The organism is Pararhodobacter zhoushanensis (genome assembly GCF_003990445.1).
Taxonomy (GTDB): domain Bacteria; phylum Pseudomonadota; class Alphaproteobacteria; order Rhodobacterales; family Rhodobacteraceae; genus Pararhodobacter; species Pararhodobacter zhoushanensis.
In genome coordinates, this window is record NZ_REEZ01000002.1 from 506,505 (window position 1) to 523,012 (window position 16,508).

At 66.9% G+C, this 16,508-nt stretch carries 18 protein-coding genes; 13 read left to right on the forward strand and 5 right to left on the reverse strand.

The window, feature by feature from the left end; translation table 11 throughout:
* Window positions 1-151 precede the first annotated feature (151 nt).
* The 13 genes from rpmH to EAE28_RS07240 all read left to right on the forward strand — a co-directional run bounded on the left by rpmH (window position 152) and on the right by EAE28_RS07240 (window position 10,736).
* Window positions 152-286, forward strand: a complete 135-nt coding sequence (rpmH, locus tag EAE28_RS07180; RefSeq protein WP_127105145.1) for a 50S ribosomal protein L34 — start codon at window positions 152-154, stop codon at window positions 284-286.
* Between the two features lie 24 nt (window positions 287-310).
* Window positions 311-718 carry a ribonuclease P protein component gene (rnpA, locus tag EAE28_RS07185; RefSeq protein WP_127105146.1) on the forward strand — a complete coding sequence of 136 codons (408 nt, stop codon included), beginning with the start codon at window positions 311-313 and terminating at the stop codon, window positions 716-718.
* A gap of 245 nt (window positions 719-963) precedes the next feature.
* Complete coding sequence (locus tag EAE28_RS07190) at window positions 964-1,446, forward strand: 2-thiouracil desulfurase family protein (protein WP_127105147.1); 483 nt, start codon at window positions 964-966, stop codon at window positions 1,444-1,446.
* 77 nt (window positions 1,447-1,523) lie between these two features.
* A complete protein-coding gene (gene yidD / locus EAE28_RS07195; RefSeq protein ID WP_220443910.1) occupies window positions 1,524-1,775 on the forward strand; it encodes a membrane protein insertion efficiency factor YidD in 252 nt (83 codons plus the stop codon).
* A 62-nt stretch (window positions 1,776-1,837) separates the two neighbouring features.
* Entirely contained in the window at window positions 1,838-2,710 is an 873-nt protein-coding gene (gene ttcA / locus EAE28_RS07200; protein WP_127105149.1) for a tRNA 2-thiocytidine(32) synthetase TtcA, read from the forward strand.
* Window positions 2,711-2,788: 78 nt separating this feature from the next.
* Entirely contained in the window at window positions 2,789-4,393 is a 1,605-nt protein-coding gene (locus EAE28_RS07205) for a GGDEF domain-containing phosphodiesterase (RefSeq protein ID WP_127105150.1), read from the forward strand.
* Between the two features lie 261 nt (window positions 4,394-4,654).
* Window positions 4,655-6,448, forward strand: a complete 1,794-nt coding sequence (yidC, locus tag EAE28_RS07210) for a membrane protein insertase YidC (RefSeq protein WP_127105151.1) — start codon at window positions 4,655-4,657, stop codon at window positions 6,446-6,448.
* Window positions 6,445-7,206: an MOSC domain-containing protein gene (locus EAE28_RS07215; protein WP_246022301.1), complete on the forward strand. Its 762-nt coding sequence runs from the start codon at window positions 6,445-6,447 to the stop codon at window positions 7,204-7,206. The genes yidC and EAE28_RS07215 overlap by 4 nt, the downstream gene beginning before the upstream one ends.
* Window positions 7,203-7,856 (forward strand): ribosome biogenesis GTP-binding protein YihA/YsxC, encoded by a 654-nt coding sequence (gene yihA, locus EAE28_RS07220; RefSeq protein WP_127105152.1) that lies wholly within the window; start codon window positions 7,203-7,205, stop codon window positions 7,854-7,856. Before EAE28_RS07215 ends, yihA begins: the two co-directional genes overlap by 4 nt.
* Before the next feature lie 20 nt (window positions 7,857-7,876).
* Window positions 7,877-8,761: an acetylglutamate kinase gene (gene argB, locus EAE28_RS07225; protein ID WP_127105153.1), complete on the forward strand. Its 885-nt coding sequence runs from the start codon at window positions 7,877-7,879 to the stop codon at window positions 8,759-8,761.
* Window positions 8,745-9,395 (forward strand): ferredoxin, encoded by a 651-nt coding sequence (locus EAE28_RS07230; protein ID WP_127105154.1) that lies wholly within the window; start codon window positions 8,745-8,747, stop codon window positions 9,393-9,395. Before argB ends, EAE28_RS07230 begins: the two co-directional genes overlap by 17 nt.
* Window positions 9,392-9,898, forward strand: a complete 507-nt coding sequence (locus EAE28_RS07235) for a SixA phosphatase family protein (protein ID WP_127105155.1) — start codon at window positions 9,392-9,394, stop codon at window positions 9,896-9,898. Before EAE28_RS07230 ends, EAE28_RS07235 begins: the two co-directional genes overlap by 4 nt.
* A gap of 13 nt (window positions 9,899-9,911) precedes the next feature.
* Window positions 9,912-10,736 carry an alpha/beta hydrolase family protein gene (locus EAE28_RS07240; protein ID WP_127105156.1) on the forward strand — a complete coding sequence of 275 codons (825 nt, stop codon included), beginning with the start codon at window positions 9,912-9,914 and terminating at the stop codon, window positions 10,734-10,736.
* Here the strand turns inward: EAE28_RS07240 and EAE28_RS24335 are convergent.
* The 5 genes from EAE28_RS24335 to EAE28_RS07265 all read right to left on the reverse strand — a co-directional run bounded on the left by EAE28_RS24335 (window position 10,695) and on the right by EAE28_RS07265 (window position 16,409).
* Window positions 10,695-11,552: a LysR family transcriptional regulator gene (locus EAE28_RS24335; RefSeq protein WP_127105157.1), complete on the reverse strand. Its 858-nt coding sequence runs from the start codon at window positions 11,550-11,552 to the stop codon at window positions 10,695-10,697. The genes EAE28_RS07240 and EAE28_RS24335 overlap by 42 nt on opposite strands.
* Window positions 11,553-11,690: 138 nt before the next feature.
* On the reverse strand, window positions 11,691-12,362 hold the full coding sequence (locus tag EAE28_RS07250; protein WP_127105158.1) for an SDR family NAD(P)-dependent oxidoreductase: 672 nt from the start codon (window positions 12,360-12,362) through the stop codon (window positions 11,691-11,693).
* Window positions 12,363-12,569: 207 nt separating this feature from the next.
* A complete protein-coding gene (locus EAE28_RS07255) occupies window positions 12,570-13,127 on the reverse strand; it encodes a sarcosine oxidase subunit gamma (RefSeq protein ID WP_127105159.1) in 558 nt (185 codons plus the stop codon).
* Complete coding sequence (locus EAE28_RS07260) at window positions 13,120-16,089, reverse strand: sarcosine oxidase subunit alpha family protein (RefSeq protein ID WP_127105160.1); 2,970 nt, start codon at window positions 16,087-16,089, stop codon at window positions 13,120-13,122. Before EAE28_RS07260 ends, EAE28_RS07255 begins: the two co-directional genes overlap by 8 nt.
* Window positions 16,089-16,409 carry a sarcosine oxidase subunit delta gene (locus EAE28_RS07265; protein ID WP_127105161.1) on the reverse strand — a complete coding sequence of 107 codons (321 nt, stop codon included), beginning with the start codon at window positions 16,407-16,409 and terminating at the stop codon, window positions 16,089-16,091. The genes EAE28_RS07260 and EAE28_RS07265 overlap by 1 nt, the downstream gene beginning before the upstream one ends.
* Window positions 16,410-16,508: the final 99 nt, after the last annotated feature.

The following is a 16,508-nucleotide window of genomic DNA, read 5'->3' on the forward strand; positions in this document are numbered from 1 at the left end:
TAAGGAAGGTCAAGCGCCGCGCGTCTTTTTTCCGAATCCGCCCCGGCGTCGATTGACTTGCCCGCCCGCCTTGGCTATTGCCCGGCCTTCAGAATGATAAGCCCTCGAATCCCACGGGTTGGATTCGGGCAACCACATAAGGACTTGCGCAATGAAACGCACCTTCCAGCCTTCGAACCTGGTTCGCAAAAAGCGCCACGGCTTCCGTTCGCGCATGGCAACCAAAGCCGGCCAGAAGATCCTGAACGCACGCCGTTCGGCAGGCCGCAAGCGCCTGTCGGCCTAAGGCCTGCACGCGCCTGTCACAGGTATGACACCGCCGGACGCGCCCCTGACCAGCCCTGAGGCTGGAGACCGGGCAGCACCGGCGGTTTTGTCAGGCTTGACGGTGCTGACCAAGCGCAGCGATTTCCTCGCCGCCGCCCGAGCCCGTCGCGCTGCCGTGGCGGGTTTCCTGCTGCAAGCGCGCCAGCGCGCAGCGGGCGAGCCGGGCGAGGGCGTGCGCGTCGGGTTCACCTGCTCGAAGAAAATCGGCAACGCCATCGCCCGCAACCGCGCCAAACGCCGCTTGCGGGCTTTGGCACGCGAAATCCTCACCGATCGCGGGCTGAGCGGCTGGGATTACGTCCTGGTCGGCAAACCTCAGGCCACGATTGCAAGCGATTACGCGGCATTGCAACGCGACCTGCACAGCGCCCTCAACCGCATTCACGGCTGAACCGGCGCAGGGGGGCCTTCTGCCCCCCTCTGGCGCGTACCGCGCCATTCACCCCCCGAGGATATTTTCAGACAGAAAATGCGGCGTTAACGCTTTGTTAACCTGCAACTTTATGCCCTAAATATCCCGGGGGCGGGCCGGAACGGCCCGGCGGGGGCAGCGCCCCCGAGCGGCGCGAGACCCCTCGATGGGGTCGAGCGCCGCCCCGCCTTTACCCTGCCACCCTCACCCCCTAGACTGAGCCGATGTCCCGCATCCTGATCAGCGCCTGCCTGATGGGCGCGCCCGTGCGCTACGACGGCCGCGCCAAAACCCTGACTGACGCCCTGCTCACGCGCTGGCAGGCCGAGGGTCGGCTCGTCCCCCTCTGCCCCGAGGTCGCCGCCGGTCTGCCAACCCCGCGCCCACCCGCAGAACTTGCCCCCGGCGTGACAGCCGCGCAGGTTCTCGACGGCACGGGCAGCATCCGCACCGATCAAGACGCTGATGTCAGCCACGCCTTTGTCCGCGGCGCCGAGATCGCCCTGCGCATAGCCCTTGCCCAGGGCTGCAGCTTCGCGCTTTTGACCGACGCCAGCCCCTCGTGCGGTTCACTTCAGGTCTATGCCGGCCGTCATGATGGCACCCGCATCGCAGGCCGCGGGGTGGTGGCCGAGCACCTCATCCGCCACGGCATCACCGTCTTCGCCCCGTCGCAGATCACCGACCTCGCGGCGCGGCTGGGCTGATCGCCCTTGCGCTGCGCCGCCAGGCGCCCCACATCCAGCGCAGCCCCAAGGACCGCCCGATGTGTGACACGCCCCGTATGACCCCCGCCGCCTGGATCGTTTCACTGCCGGTGCGCGCCTACCGCTTGCTGCTCAGTCCCTGGGTCGGGCACGGGTGCCGGTTCCAGCCCACCTGCTCAGCGTATGCGATGGAGGCCCTGCAGCGCCACGGCGCGCTGCGTGGCACATGGTTAACGACCAAACGCATTGCGCGCTGTCAGCCCTGGGGCGGGCATGGGTATGACCCGGTGCCGGGCGCTGATCCCGAGCATGACGCCCATCGACACTGACCCCACAGCGCCTTGACGGCGCGCCGCGCATCCCCCTATGCCTCGGGGCAGGAGATCCGCCCATGCTCGACGATCAAGACGACATCCACCCGCTGTTCCACGGCGCGCCCAAATCGACCGAGTTCCGCAAGCTGCGCAAGCGGCTGGTGCAGCAGGTGCGCGAGGCGACCGAGACCTATGGCATGATCCGCCCGGGCGACCGCTGGCTGGTGTGTCTGTCGGGCGGCAAGGACAGCTACACCCTGCTCGCCATCCTGCACGAGTTGAAATGGCGCGGCTTGCTGCCGGTTGACCTGCTGGCCTGCAATCTGGATCAGGGCCAGCCCGGCTTTCCGGCGACCGTCCTGCCCGAGTTCCTGACCAGAATGGGCGTGCCGCACCGGATCGAGTATCAGGACACCTATTCCGTAGTCGTCGACAAGATCCCGCAGGGCCGCACCTATTGCAGCCTTTGCTCGCGCCTGCGCCGCGGGAACCTGTACCGCGTGGCGCGCGAAGAGGGCTGCACGGCGGTGGTGCTGGGCCATCACCGTGACGATATTCTGGAAACCTTCTTCATGAACCTGTTCCACGGCGGACGGCTGGCGAGCATGCCGCCCAAGCTGGTGAACGAGGATGGCGATCTGACCTTGCTGCGCCCGCTTGCGCTGGTGGCCGAGGCAGATTGCGAGAAATTCGCCCGTGCGATGAATTATCCGGTGATCCCCTGCGATCTGTGCGGCTCGCAGGACGGGCTGCAACGGGTGCAGGTCAAGGGTATTCTCGATGAGTGGGAGCGCCGCACGCCGGGCCGCCGCAACATCATGTTCCGCGCGCTGATGAACGTGCGCCCGTCCCATCTGGCGGACCCGGCCTTGTTTGACTTTGCCAACCTCTGGCCCGACGCCGGTACGCCTGACCCGGACAATTTGAGCGAAATTCCGAACCTGCGTTAAGCTTTGGCTCATCCTTTGCGCGAAAGCTGATGCTGCCAATCGCCCGGGCTCGGGCAAAGGCCATCGGAAGGACGCAGGATGAGCAGAGAGTCGGCCCAACGCACGCAGCACCTTGCCGCCCTGCGACGCATCTGGGCCGTGGCGCTGATCCCGACCGTCACCTTGATGCTGGTGGCCGGGGCCGCTGAGATGCCATGGTGGGGTGTCGGTCTGGTGGTTACGGTGCAGGCCCTGTTCCTGTGGACCGCCATGCAGGGCACTAGCGACGCGGCGGTGGTGGGCGACAGCCCCGGCATTGCCCGGATCACCACACGCGAGGCCGTGCAGGCGCAACTGCTGCCAAGGGCCGGGATCAACGGCGCAGCGCTGGCGCTTCGGCTGGACGGTGCAGAGCGGCTGCGCCAGCATCATGGCGACAGCGGGTTTCAGCAGTTGACCGAAACGCTTGCCGCGCGACTCGCCGACGCCTTGCGCGCACAGGATCTGGTCTGCGCGTTGCACCCGGACGGGTTCGGCGTCGCGCTTTTTCCGCATCGCGGACTGGACCTTGGCGCCGTCATGGCGGTGGCGCAGCGCACACAATCGCAACTGGCGGCGCCGGTCACGCTTAACGGCGTGACGGTCTGGCCCAGCGTTTCGATCGGCTTCTCGCTGTCACCGCGCGCGGCGCAGCTTAACGGAATCGACATGCTGCAGGCGGCAGAATCGGCGGCGGACAAGGCGCTGCGCAGCGGTCCGGGCGCGTTGAGCAGCTATTCCGTGGTGGATTTCCCCGCGTCGCTCAGCGGCGACAGCATCGCCACGCTGCGGCGCGCGCTCGACTCGGGTGAGATCCGGGCGCATTTCCAACCGCAGATCCGCACCGACAGCGGCATCATCAGCGGGCTTGAGGCGCTCACCCGCTGGCACCATCCGCAAAAAGGCGTGCTCTCACCGGCTGACTTTCTTCCCCAGATCGAAGCGGCGGGCCTGTCGCCCCGGCTGGCCGAGGTCATGCTGCGCGACGCGCTCAACACCCTGGCTGCGCTGGACAAGGCCGGGTTGTCGGTGCCCTGCGTCTCGGTCAACCTGTCGGCGCAAGAGCTGCGCAATCCCAGACTGGCCGACGAAATTGCCTGGGAACTGGACCGCCATGACCTGAAACCTGAGCGGCTGGCGCTGGAAATTCTGGAAACCGTGGTCACACGGCACGACGATGACATCGCGGTGCGCACCATCGCCCGGCTTTCGGGCATGGGCTGCGGCATTGATCTGGACGACTTCGGCACCGGCAATGCCTCGATCACCGCGATCCGCCGGTTTGCCGTGGGCCGCATCAAGATCGACCGCAGTTTCGTGACCAACCTGCACCGCGATCCCGATCAGCAGCGCATGGTCGCGGCAATCCTGTCGATGGCAGCGCAACTGGGGCTGAGCACGCTGGCCGAAGGCGTCGAGCACCCCGAAGAGCAGGTGACACTGGCGCAACTGGGCTGCGATCATCTGCAGGGCTTCGGCATCGCGCGCCCGATGCCCGCCGAAGAGCTGGTCGACTGGATCGTCGCCTATGATCAGGCACTTGCCAGGGGCGAGCCCGGCGCAGCCGCTGCGGACAGTGCGGTTGAGGAAACGGTACCGCCCCACGCCCGACAAAGCAGCGCCATCACCACCGATGCGCCCGCGCTTGGCACCGCCGCCGAATAGCGCAGGTCGTTCGCGCCGCGCCCGCCTTGGGTGAAAACAGCGCCACCCAAGGCCCGCGCCCCCCCGCAGTGAACGCACGACCGTGCCCTGCCCCGCCCAGTGGCGCAGCCAATGGCGCAAGCGGTCCATCGTCGGCGACTCTGACGCAAACGACAGCGACGAATGGCTGCATCGCGGCGCTTGGGCGGGGAATCCGCTTGACCTTTCCGGGCAAGGTCTGTTGAACCCTCGCAACATTGAAATCGTGCCCGGAAAGACCTGATGGACGATCAAACAAAGAACCTGATCCTTGCTTTCGCCCTCAGCCTCGCGGTGATCATGGGTTGGTTTGCCCTGTTCCCGCCGGCCGAACCGCAGCCCGGTGACACCGTTGCCCAGTCCGAATTGTTGCCGCCGCCGGCTGCAGCCGCGGCGCTGGGGGCTGATGGCGTGGCCGTGGCCGAGCCGCTGGTCGAAACCGCCCGGATCGAGATCGACACCCCCCGTCTGGCCGGCTCGATTGCCGTCACCGGCGGTCGCTTTGACGATATCCGCCTGCGCGACTACACCGAAACCGTCGATCCCGAGAGCGATCTGGTTCACCTGCTGAACCCCAGCGGCGGCAACCGCCACCCGTTCTATGCCTTCTTCGGCTGGAGCCCGCGCGGCGCGCTGGATTACGATCTGGTCCCCGGTCCGGCAACGCCGTGGCAGCAGGTCGGCGACAACGCGCTGACGCTGGAAACCCCCGTGACGCTGCAATGGGACAACGGCGCGGGCCTGATCTTCACCCGCGTGATCAGCGTCGACGCCGATTACATGTTCACCGTCGCGCAAGAGATCGAGAACACCACCGACACCGCCGTCTCGCTGGACCCGTATTCGCTGATCGCGCAGCACGGCATCCCGACGGACATCCAGAAATACTATATCTCGCACGAAGGTCTCGTGCAGATGACCGACGGTGCGCTGCTGGAAGCCGATTACGGCGACATGGTGGACTATCCGGTCAGCCAGAGCGAACGCATCCCGACGCATGAAACCACCGCCACCACCAACGGCTGGATCGGCTTCACGTCGAAATACTTCATGGCGACGCTGGTCGGCGCACCCGGTCAGGCCGTGACCAGTGTGGCCCAGTATGTGCCCGGCGCTGACATCTATCAGGCCAGCCTGCGCCAGCCCACCGTGACCGTGCAACCGGGTGAGACCGCCAGTGCCTCGTCCATGCTGTTCACCGGCGCCAAGGAATTTGCCGTTCTGAACCACTACCAGAACGACGACAACATCGAGCGTTTCACCGATGCGATCGACTGGGGCTGGTTCTTTTTCCTGACCCGCCCGATCTTCCGCGTGCTGAACTTCTATCACGGGCTGATCGGCAACATGGGCTGGGCCATTCTGGCACTGACCCTGACGCTGAAAGCGATCCTGTTGCCGCTGGCATGGAAATCCTACGTCTCGATGGCGCGCATGAAAGAGCTGCAGCCGGAAATGGCCGCCCTCAAAGAGCGTGCCGGCGACGACCGCCAGAAGCTTCAGCAAGAGATGATGAAGCTTTACCGTGAGAAAAAGGTTAACCCTGCAGCCGGCTGTCTGCCGATCCTGCTGCAGATCCCGATCTTCTTCTCGCTCTACAAGGTGATCTTCGTCACCATCGAATTGCGACACGCGCCGTGGTTCTGGGTGTTCAACGACCTGTCCGCACCCGATCCAACCTCGCTGTTCAACCTGTTTGGCGCCCTGCCCTGGGCAGCCCCTGAGACGGGCAGCCTGATGGCGACCGCCTTCCTGGGTCTGCTGCCGCTTCTGTTTGGCGCCTCGATGTGGTTCCAGATGCGCCTGAACCCGGCCCCGGCCGATCCGATGCAGGCGACGATCTTCAACTGGATGCCGTGGATTTTCATGTTCGTCATGGGCGGCTTTGCCTCGGGCCTGTTGATGTACTGGATCGGCAACAACGTGATCACCTTCACGCAGCAGTATTTCATCATGCGCGCGCATGGGTCCAAGCCGGATATCTTCGGCAATATCCGCGCCTCGGTTCGGCTGCCAAAGGGCAGTAAACCCAAGTGAGCGGCGCGCGGCTTGCGCATATCGTCAGGCACCCGGTGAAATCCGCCGGGTTCCAGATGCTCAACCGGGCGGTCCTTTCGCAGGGCCGCCCGATGCCCTTTGACCGGGTCTGGGCGGTGGCGACGCAAAGCGCCAAGTTCGATGGCATGCCACAGGGCTGGATGGCCAAGATGAACTTCGTGCGCGGCGCGGCGGCGGGAACGCTGCAGGCGATCCGTGCCGAGTTCGACGAAGAGACCAACGTGATCCACCTGTCGCACCCCGCACAAGAGCTGTTCACCGGCACCCTGCCGGAGGACGGCGCGGCGCTGGTCGACTGGCTGCGCCCGCTCTGGCCCGCGGCCCGCCCTGCCCCCGACCGGCTGGTCGCGCGGCAGGACGGCGGCACGATGACCGATGTGCCCGATCCGTGGCTCGCGGTGCTGAACCTCGCCTCGCTCAAGGCACTGGGCGAGAGCATGGGGCAGGATCTGTCGATCCACCGCTTCCGCGGCAACCTGTGGCTGGACGAGATGCCCGCCTGGCAGGAGTTCGACCTGATCGGCCGCGAATTCACCCTTGGCAGCGCGCGCCTGCGCGTCGAAGAGCGCATTACGCGTTGCGTTGCCACCACCTATGACCCTGAAACCGGCGAAGCCGACGGCGACACGCTCGCCGCGCTGCGCGCTGGCTGGGGCCATCAGGATCTTGGCGTTTATGCCAGCGTCGTTGCCTCGGGCACTGTGACGCTTGGCGATCAGATGGAGCTTCACGCATGACCTCCCTCCCGTTTCCCCTGACCGAAACCCCGAGCGCGGAAACCGCCGAAATCGGCCGCAAGCTGTTTGCCGGGCCGGTGGATTTCGTCAAAGGCGTCGTGTCGATGGAGGGGCTGCCCCCTGCCGACCGTCTGGAGATTTGCTTTGCCGGGCGCTCGAACGTCGGCAAGTCCAGCCTGATCAACGCCCTGACCGGGCGCAAATCGCTGGCGCGGACATCCAACACGCCGGGCCGCACGCAGGAAATCAACTTCTTCGATGTGGGCGAAAAGCTCTATCTGGTCGACTTGCCGGGCTACGGCTTTGCCGAAGCCCCCGTCGCCGTGGTGCGCCAATGGCAGGCGCTGCTCAAAAGCTATCTGGCGGGCCGCTCGACCCTGCGCCGGGCCTTTGTGCTGATCGACATGCGCCACGGGGTGAAGAAGGTGGATGAGGAAATCCTCGACCTTTTGAACAAATCCGCCGTGCCGTTTCAGGTGGTGCTGACCAAGGCCGACAAGATCGGCGTGGCGCAGCAGGAACAGACGCTGGCACAGGTCCGCGCAGCGCTGGCCAAACACCCGGCGGCGTTTCCCGAGCTGCTTGTCACCTCGTCGGAAAAAGGTGAGGGTGTTGAAACGCTTCGCGCGCTCATCGCCACCATGCAGTAATGTCCATGAGAAATCAGAACATGAATCGCGACTGGAAAGCCATCGCCCGGACCCTGTCCGAGGCCCTGCCCTATCTTCAGCGCTTTTCGGGTGCCGTCGTGGTCGTCAAATTTGGCGGCAACGCGATGGGCGACGAAGACGCCATGGCGGAATTCGCCCGTGACATCGTGCTCATGCGTCAGGTCGGTCTGAACCCGGTCGTCGTGCATGGCGGCGGGCCGATGATCAACGACCTGCTGGGCCGTCTGGGCATCAAGTCGGAATTCGTGCGCGGCAAGCGCGTGACCGACAAGGCCACGGTTGAGGTGGTCGAAATGGTGCTGACCGGTCTGGTCAACAAACGCATCGTGCAGGCGATCATGGATGAGGGCGGCCGCGCGGTGGGTCTGTCGGGCAAGGATGACGACCTGATGGTCTGCGTTGCCGACGACCCCGAACTGGGCTTTGTCGGACGCCCCGTCGAGATGAACGTGCAGGTGCTGCGCGATCTGTTCAACGCCGGGATCATCCCTGTCGTCGCCCCCGTCGCCACGGGGATGAGCGCGAACGAAACCTTCAACGTCAACGGCGACACCGCAGCCGGGGCGATTGCCGGGGCGCTCAAGGCCGATCGCCTGCTGCTCCTGACCGATGTGTCCGGCGTCAAGGACGCCGACGGCAACGTGTTGACCGAGATCCACCCCGATCAGGTCCGCGCGATGATTGCCGATGGCAGCATCGCCGGGGGCATGATCCCCAAGACCGAAACCGCGCTGGACGCGCTGGAAGCGGGCGTTCGGGCGGTGGTCATTCTGGACGGCCGTGTGCCCAACGCCTGCCTGCTGGAGCTGTTCACCGAGCATGGTGCCGGGTCGATCATCCGCTCGACCACACCGCGCGTGACCCCCCGTGGACACGAAGAGTGAGCTTCTAAGCGCGCTCGACGCTCAGGGCCTGGTCGCGCTCGCCGTGACCCGGCCCGACCCCGGCTTTTGCCCGCCCGACGCCTGCGCGCTGGTCCTGATCGGCCCGCAAGGCGGCGCGGTCTGGTGGGACCGGCTGCAAGCCTCGCCCGAATGGCAAGACGGCACGCCCGATCCCGTCGACCGCTGGTCCCACCGCACGCTGACCGCGCTGGCCGGGCGATTCGGCGGCGCGGCCCTGTTCCCCTCGGACGGCCCGCCCTATCCGCCCTTCCTGCGTTGGGCGCGCGACTCGGGCGCGCTGTGGCAAAGCCCGGTCGGCATGTTGGTCCACGCCGACGCGGGCCTGTGGGTGTCGTTTCGCGGCGCGCTGGCCCTGCCCTTCCCGCTGTCCCTGCCCGCCACCCCGAACCCCTGCGACACCTGCACGGCCCAACCCTGCCGCACCGCCTGCCCCGTCAACGCGCTGGGCAGGGACGGCTACGACACCGCTGCATGTCACGCCTATCTCGACACGCCCGCCGGAGGCGAGTGTCTTAGCAACGGCTGCCGCGCAAGGCGCGCTTGCCCCGCGTCACAAAGCCATGCAAGAATGCAGTCCCAATCCCAGTATCACATGAGCCAGTTCCACGTATGACCAAGCGCCTGATTCTGACGCGCCACGCCAAGTCCAGCTGGGACGATCCCACCATGTCTGACCACGACCGCCCGCTCAATGAGCGTGGCAAGGCCGCGGCTGCGGATCTGGGGACCTGGCTGGCTTCGCGCGGGTATGTCCCCGATGAGGTGCTGTGCTCGGACGCGCTGCGCACCCGCAAGACCTGGTCCGGCATTGCGCCCGCGCTGCCCGGCTCGCCGACCCTCTCGCTCAAGCCCTCGCTCTACAACGCCGGGCCTGACGTGATGATGGCCGTGCTGCGCCACGCGCAAAGCGACACGGTGATGGTCATTGGCCACAACCCCGGTATTGCCGAATTCGCCACCCGCATCGTCGCCCAGCCGCCGATGTCGCCCGAATTCCGCCATTTCCCCACCGGCGCCACCCTCGTCGCCAGCTTCGAGATCGACGACTGGGCGCAACTGGCCTACGGCCTTGGCGCAACCCGTGACTTCATCGTCCCGCGCGAGATCGTTGCCTGAGGCACCCGGCCCCATGAACGACGTCACAGCCGCGCCGGTCGCGCTGACCCCTGCCCTGCGTGGGACGCTGATCAGCGTCCCACAGCCGCAAATGGCGGTGGTGATCAATGCGGCCACCGGCGTCCCTGCCAAGTTCTATTACCCTTTCGCGCAATGGCTGGCGGTCGAGCGTCAGGCCGCCGTGCTCTGCTGGGACTATCGCGACTTCGGTGCCTCGGGTCAGCCCGGCGGCTCGCGCGCCACGATGACCGACTGGGCCATCGACGACGCCACGGCCGCCCGCGACTGGCTGCGCGCGCGGTTCCCCGCGCTGCCGCTCTGGATGATCGGGCATTCGCTGGGCGGCATGTCAGCGGGGTTCCAGCCCGGCATGGACTGCGTGGACCGGGTGATCACCGTCGCGGCGGGTCACGGCCACCTGAGCGCCCATCCCTGGCCCTTCCGCGCCTATGCCACCCTGCTGTGGTACGTCGCGGGGCCGCTGTCGTGCCTGCGGCGCGACCACTTCCCCGCTGCGCGCTTCGGACTGGGGCAGAGCCTGCCCAAGGGCGTCTTCCGGCAATGGCGGCGCTGGCTGCTGAGCCGGGGCAGCCTGCCCGCCGATCCGGCCTTGGGCGGGTTGGCGCAACCGGGCTACAGCGGGCCGATGACCCTAGTCGCCATGGCCGACGACATCATGATGCCGCCGCCCTGCGTCGCAAAAATGGCCGCGTGGTTCCCTCGCGCGCAGGTGGAGCACCGCTTGCTCAGGTCCACTGATGCCGGGCTTGAAAGCCTCGGCCACGTCCGGGTGTTCTCACCCCGCAACGCCGCCATCTGGCCCGCGCTGATCGCCTAGCGCCGCCATCACCCGCTCGGTCGCCGACCCCGGCGCAACCGCGCGCAACGGCCAGAGCGCCAGTCCCAGACCGCTCTCCGCCTCGATCCCCCACAGCTGCACCACCCGCCCGGCGCGCAAGGCGGCCTCGGCCAGAGGTCGCGCAATGACCAGCACCCCCGCCCCATTCGCCGCCTCCTCCAGCGCCAGCGCGGCCGAGCCATGCACCGGCCCGCGCGGCACAAACCCCGCGCGCCCCGCCGCATCCGCCCAACGCCCCCAGTCACCCAGCGGCCCGGCAAGCACCAGCGCCGTCGCCGGCTCCAGCCCACCGGTAAACCCGGGCGCCGCCACTGCGATCAGCGGCGCAGGGATCGCACCGCCGACCTGCGGATAGAGCGCCAGCTCCGCCAACCCCCGCGCGGCCTCGGGCGAGTCCATCGGCAGCGGCACCACCTGCAACCCTTCGGCCCGCAACGCAGGCAGGCGCGGCGACAACCACAGCTGCGCCAGATCCGCTGTGGTGGCGATGCGCACCAGCCCGGGCGCTGCCTCATCTTCAAGCCGGTGCACGGCGGCATCCAGCGCGGCAAAGGCGCGGGTGAAATCCGGCAAGACCCGCGCGCCCACACTGGTCAGCGAAACACCCCGATGCAGACGCTCGAACAGCGTCACCCCCAGCGTGGTTTCCAGATTTTTGAGATGAGCGGTCACGGCTCCCGGCGTCACGCCCAATTCCTGGGCGGCGGGAGCAAAACCGCCCAGCCGTCCCGCGGCCTCGAACGCACGCAACGCGGTTAGCGGCGGCAATTTCGGTCTTGGGGGCTGGGCGGCCATTTGCTTGATATTTTCTTGCCTCAATTTTTCTTACCCTAATTTTACTAAATCTAGCAAGAAGAAAATCTGCCCCCACAAAGAAAAATCCCGCGCTTGCGGGCGCGGGATCGGAAGACGTTCAGGAAAGAGACGGAGACGCTACCAGGCAGCTGGCTGCCGTTTGCGGTAAAACCCGCCGGTCGGGCCATACTCGGGCAAAAGCGCCAGCCAAAGCGGGGTATCGGCCCCCTCCTCGGCACTCAAGGGCGCATCAGCACCGCCCATCCGCGTGGCAACCCACCCCGGATCGCACGCATTAACCTTAACGCCCGGCGGCAGATCGCGGACCAAGGCCCGCGTCAGCGCATTCAACGCCGCCTTCGCGACACCGTAAGCGCCCGGCCCCTGAAGCCCTTCGGCATGCGACCCCCACCCCGACGATAGATTGACGATCCGCCCCCACCCGCTGGCCCGCCAATGCGGGGTGTTCAGCCGGATCAGATCCAGCGGCGCGTGCACCATCACCTCCATCGCCACATCGAAATCCGACCCGCGGTCGAGCAACGACACATCCTTGAGAACCCCGGCGTTGTTAACCAGAATATCGAAACCGCCAGCCTGGGTGACCGCCTCGAAATAACTCTCGGGCTCCTGCAAATCGATCCGCGCAAAACCGACCCCCATCGCCGCCGCCTCAGCCCGCCCCGCGGCAGCATCCCGCGCGCCTAGCGTGACAAGGCAACCCCGGGCCTTGAGCCCGGCAGCAATGGCTTTACCGATGCCGCGATTGGCGCCGGTGACGAGGGCGGTGGGGTGTAAAGGGCGTGTCATAGGGCACGAGGTAAACGGCAACGCAGGTCAAGGAAACCCCCACCCACTGCACCCGGCAGACGCGCGCAAGCATCCGAAGTCGACAGAAGACACGGTTAACAAAACCTTGCCGCGCATTTTCTGTCTTCAAATATCCTCGGGGGGTGAATTTGCGCAGCAAAGAGGGGGGCAGAAAGCCCCCCTTGCCGACACCTCAACCCGTGCAACTCAGCGGTAAAGCGCCACCTCGCCACCCGGCTGCGCCACCGTGACCAGCGCCTCCCAGACATAGCCCGCCACCGAGCGGAAGCAGATCAGCGACCAGTCGCTGTCCGATGTGCGCCAGACCGCAGCCGCGACCTGCGCCGCGCGGGTGCGGCGCAGCGCGCCGACCGGAAAGTCGGCGAAATCGACCGGGCACAGCTTGGCCAGCACATCGCGCGCCTGTGCGCCGCTGAGCCTGATCAACGCGCGGGCGTCCGAGACTACGGCGACCGTCGCGAAAGCATCGCCCAGCGCCGACTGCAAATCAGCCGCTAGCCCCGGTGCCACGTCATAGCCCGTGATCACCAGCAGCTCATCCGGCGACATCCAGAGCACCTGCGCCCCCTCGCCCGCCACCACGCGCCGCACCTCGGGCATCGCCAGCCCCAACACCGCCTGCACAGCCGCGCCCAGCAGCGCGTGGTCGCCGCGCAGCGTGATCATCCCGGTCGCCCCGGCATCCGCCAGCTCGACCATGCCGGAAGCCCGCGCCCCGGCCAATGCGCTCACCACCTCAGACATCCTGCTTCTCCCCGGCCTTGTCATAGAAGCACGGATCGACGATCCGCGCCGAGACCTCACCACCGCTGGCCGACTGGAAGGCGATCACCTCGCCCATCCGCTCGGGCCCGCGATGCACCAGACCCATGGCAATCCCCTTGCCCAGCGTCGGCGAGTGATACGTCGAGGTCACGCGCCCCTGCGTCGCCTGCTGGCCATTCGGCGTCTTGCCCGGCAGCGGCGCCAGCGCCCCATCGGGCAGCACCGAGCCGTCGAGCGTTTCCAGCCCGACCAGCTTCCAGCGATCCGCCGAGACCATCGCCGTGCGCTCCATCCCGCGCTTGCCCAGGAAGTCGGCCTTTTTCTTCGAGATCGCCCAGCTCAGCCCCAGATCCTGCGGGATCACCGTGCCGTCGGTCTCGTCGCCGATCATGATGAAGCCCTTCTCGGCGCGCAGCACGTGCAGCGCCTCGGTTCCATAGGGCGCGACGCCGAACTCGGCCCCGGCGGCCAACAACTGCTCCCAGAACGCCTGCCCCTGCGAGGCCGGCACGGCGATCTCATAGCTCAGCTCGCCCGAGAACGAGATGCGGAACACCCGCGCCTGCACCCCGCCCAACGCGCCCTCGCGCCATTCCATGAACGGCAGCGCCTCGCGGCTCACATCCATGCCGCCCAGCTTTTCTAGCACCTTGCGGGCGTTCGGGCCGACCACGGCGATCTGCGCGAATTGTTCGGTCAGGTTGATCACATGGACTTTCCAGTCCCACCATTCGCATTGCAGCCAGTCCTCCATCCACGCAAGGATGCGGTCCGCCCCGCCCGAGGTCGTGTGGCACAGGAAGCTGTCCTCGCTCAGACGCGCGACCACACCGTCGTCCGACAGGAAACCGTTCTCGTTGCACATCAGCCCATAGCGGCATTTGCCGACCGGCAGGGTGCTCATCAGGTTGGTGTAGAGCATGTCGACGAAGCGGCCCGCATCCGGTCCCTTGACCAGCAGCTTGCCCAGCGTCGAGGCATCCAGCAACCCGACCGAGCCGCGCACCTGATTGATCTCTCGTGCCACCGCGTCCTTGTGGCTCTCATTGCCCTGCGGATAGCAATAGGGGCGGCGCCAGTGGCCGACCGGCTCCCAATGCGCGCCCTTGGCCTCGTGCCAGTCGTGCATCGCGGTCTTGCGCAAGGGCTGGAAGATGCCGCCGCGCGCCTCACCCGCGATCACCCCCAGCGAGATGGGCGTATAGGGCGGGCGGAAGGTCGTCGTCCCGGTCTGCGGGATCGGCTGGCCCAGCGCGTCCGACAGGATCGCCAGACCGTTGATGTTGCTCAGCTTTCCCTGATCGGTCGCCATGCCCAGCGTGGTATAGCGCTTGGTATGCTCGACCGAGGCATAGCCCTCCTTCGCCGCCAGCTGCACGTCCGAGACCTTCACGTCGTTCTGCGGGTCCAGCCACATCTTTGCGCGCAGCAGGTAATCGGCCTGCGCGGGCATCATCCAGACGGGTTTCATCGGGGCCTCAGCCTCGACCTCAACCACGGCGCTACTGCCTGCGTCGGCCAGCACGCCTGCCGTATCCAGCACGCCATTGGCGGTGCCGACGGCGGTGACAAAGCCCTGCCCGTCCTGGCCCAGCGGCGGGCGCGCAGGATCGGGGCGGAAGAAGGCGCCGCTCTCATCCCAGGTCAGTTTGCCACCGCAATGCGACCACAGGTGCACCACCGGCGACCAGCCGCCCGACATGGCCACGGCATCGCAGGCGAGCGTCTCGAACACCGCGCCGCCGTCGCTGTCGAAGCGGCAGAGCGCGACGCCGGTGACGGCTTTGCCGCCCTCGACATGCCGGATCGCCGTGTCTTCCAGCACCCGGATGCCCGCCGCGCGCGCCTTGGCGGGCAGTTCGCCCGTCGCCTCGGCCCGCGCGTCAATCACCGCCGCGACGGCTACACCCGCCGCGTGCAGCGCCAGCGCCGTGCGGTAGGCGTCATCATTGTTGGTGACCACGGCCACGCGCTTGCCCGGGCTGACCGCCCAGTTGACCACGTAGTCGCGCACCGCCGCCGCCAGCATCACGCCCGGCAGATCGTTGCCCGCAAAGCTGAGCGGGCGCTCGATCGCCCCCGTCGCGGTGACCACATGCCCCGCGCGGACGCGCCACAGCCGGTGGCGCGGCTTGTCCGCGCCCGGTTCGTGATCGGCGACGCGCTGGTAGGCCAGCACATAGCCATGATCGTACACGCCCGAAGCCATCGTGCGGCTCAGCACCGTCACATTGTCCATGCCATGCAGCGCCGCGAGTTGCGCCGCGACCCAGGCCTCGGCGCTTTGCCCGTCGATCACCGCGCCGTCGACCACAGCCCGGCCACCGAACGCCACCGTCTGTTCGACCAGCACAACCCGCTGGCCCTTGTCAGCCGCGGCTTTCGCCGCCGCCAGACCGGCAATACCGCCGCCGATCACCAGCACATCGCAGAACGCGTAGATCTGCTCGTACCGATCCGCATCGCGGCTCTCGGCGGCCGGGGCTTTGCCCAGACCGGCGGAACGGCGGATGATCGGCTCGTAAACGTGCTTCCAGAACGGGCGCGGCGCGATGAAGGTCTTGTAATAGAACCCCGCCGGGAAGAAGCGCCACAGTTTCGAATTGACCGCGCCCACGTCGAACTCAAGGCTGGGCCAGTGGTTCTGGCTGGTGGCCTTGAGCCCCGAGAACAGCTCGGTCGTGGTGGTGCGCTGGTTCGGCTCGAACCGCTGCCCCTCGCCCAAGCCCACCAGCGCGTTGGGTTCCTCAGCGCCCGAGGCCACAACCCCGCGCGGGCGGTGGTATTTGAACGAGCGCCCGGCCAGCACCTGTCCGGCCCCCAGCATCGCCGAGGCCAGCGTGTCGCCGCCATAGCCGCGCATCGCCTTGCCGTTGAAGGTGAATTCCATCGGACGGGTGCGGTCGATCAACCGGCCCCCGGTTCCCAGACGATGGCTCATCAGAAGCCCTCCCATTCAGGCCGGCGGGCCTTGATCTTGGCAACAATTTCGGCGGGTGGTTCGCTGGTTTGCGCGCGGTATGTCCCGAACACCTCCAGCGTCATCGTGCAACGCGCCATCAAGAACCACTTGCCGCAGCCGTAGATGTGGCGCCAGCGCTCGAAATGGACGCCGCGCGGGTTCTTGCGGGCGAACATATAGGCCTCATAGTCGGCATCATCCGAACCCGGACCAAACCGCTTGAGATGCGCTTCGCCGCCATTGGCGAATTCGGTTTCCTCGGCGGTAACACCGCAGCAGGGACAGGTCAGCAAAAGCATGAAGCCTCCGTAGCACATGCGCGGCATGCAAAGGGGCTGGCCACGGCAAAGCCGCGACCAGCCGGGTCGGTCAGGGGGACGGTGGATAAGGACGAAAGG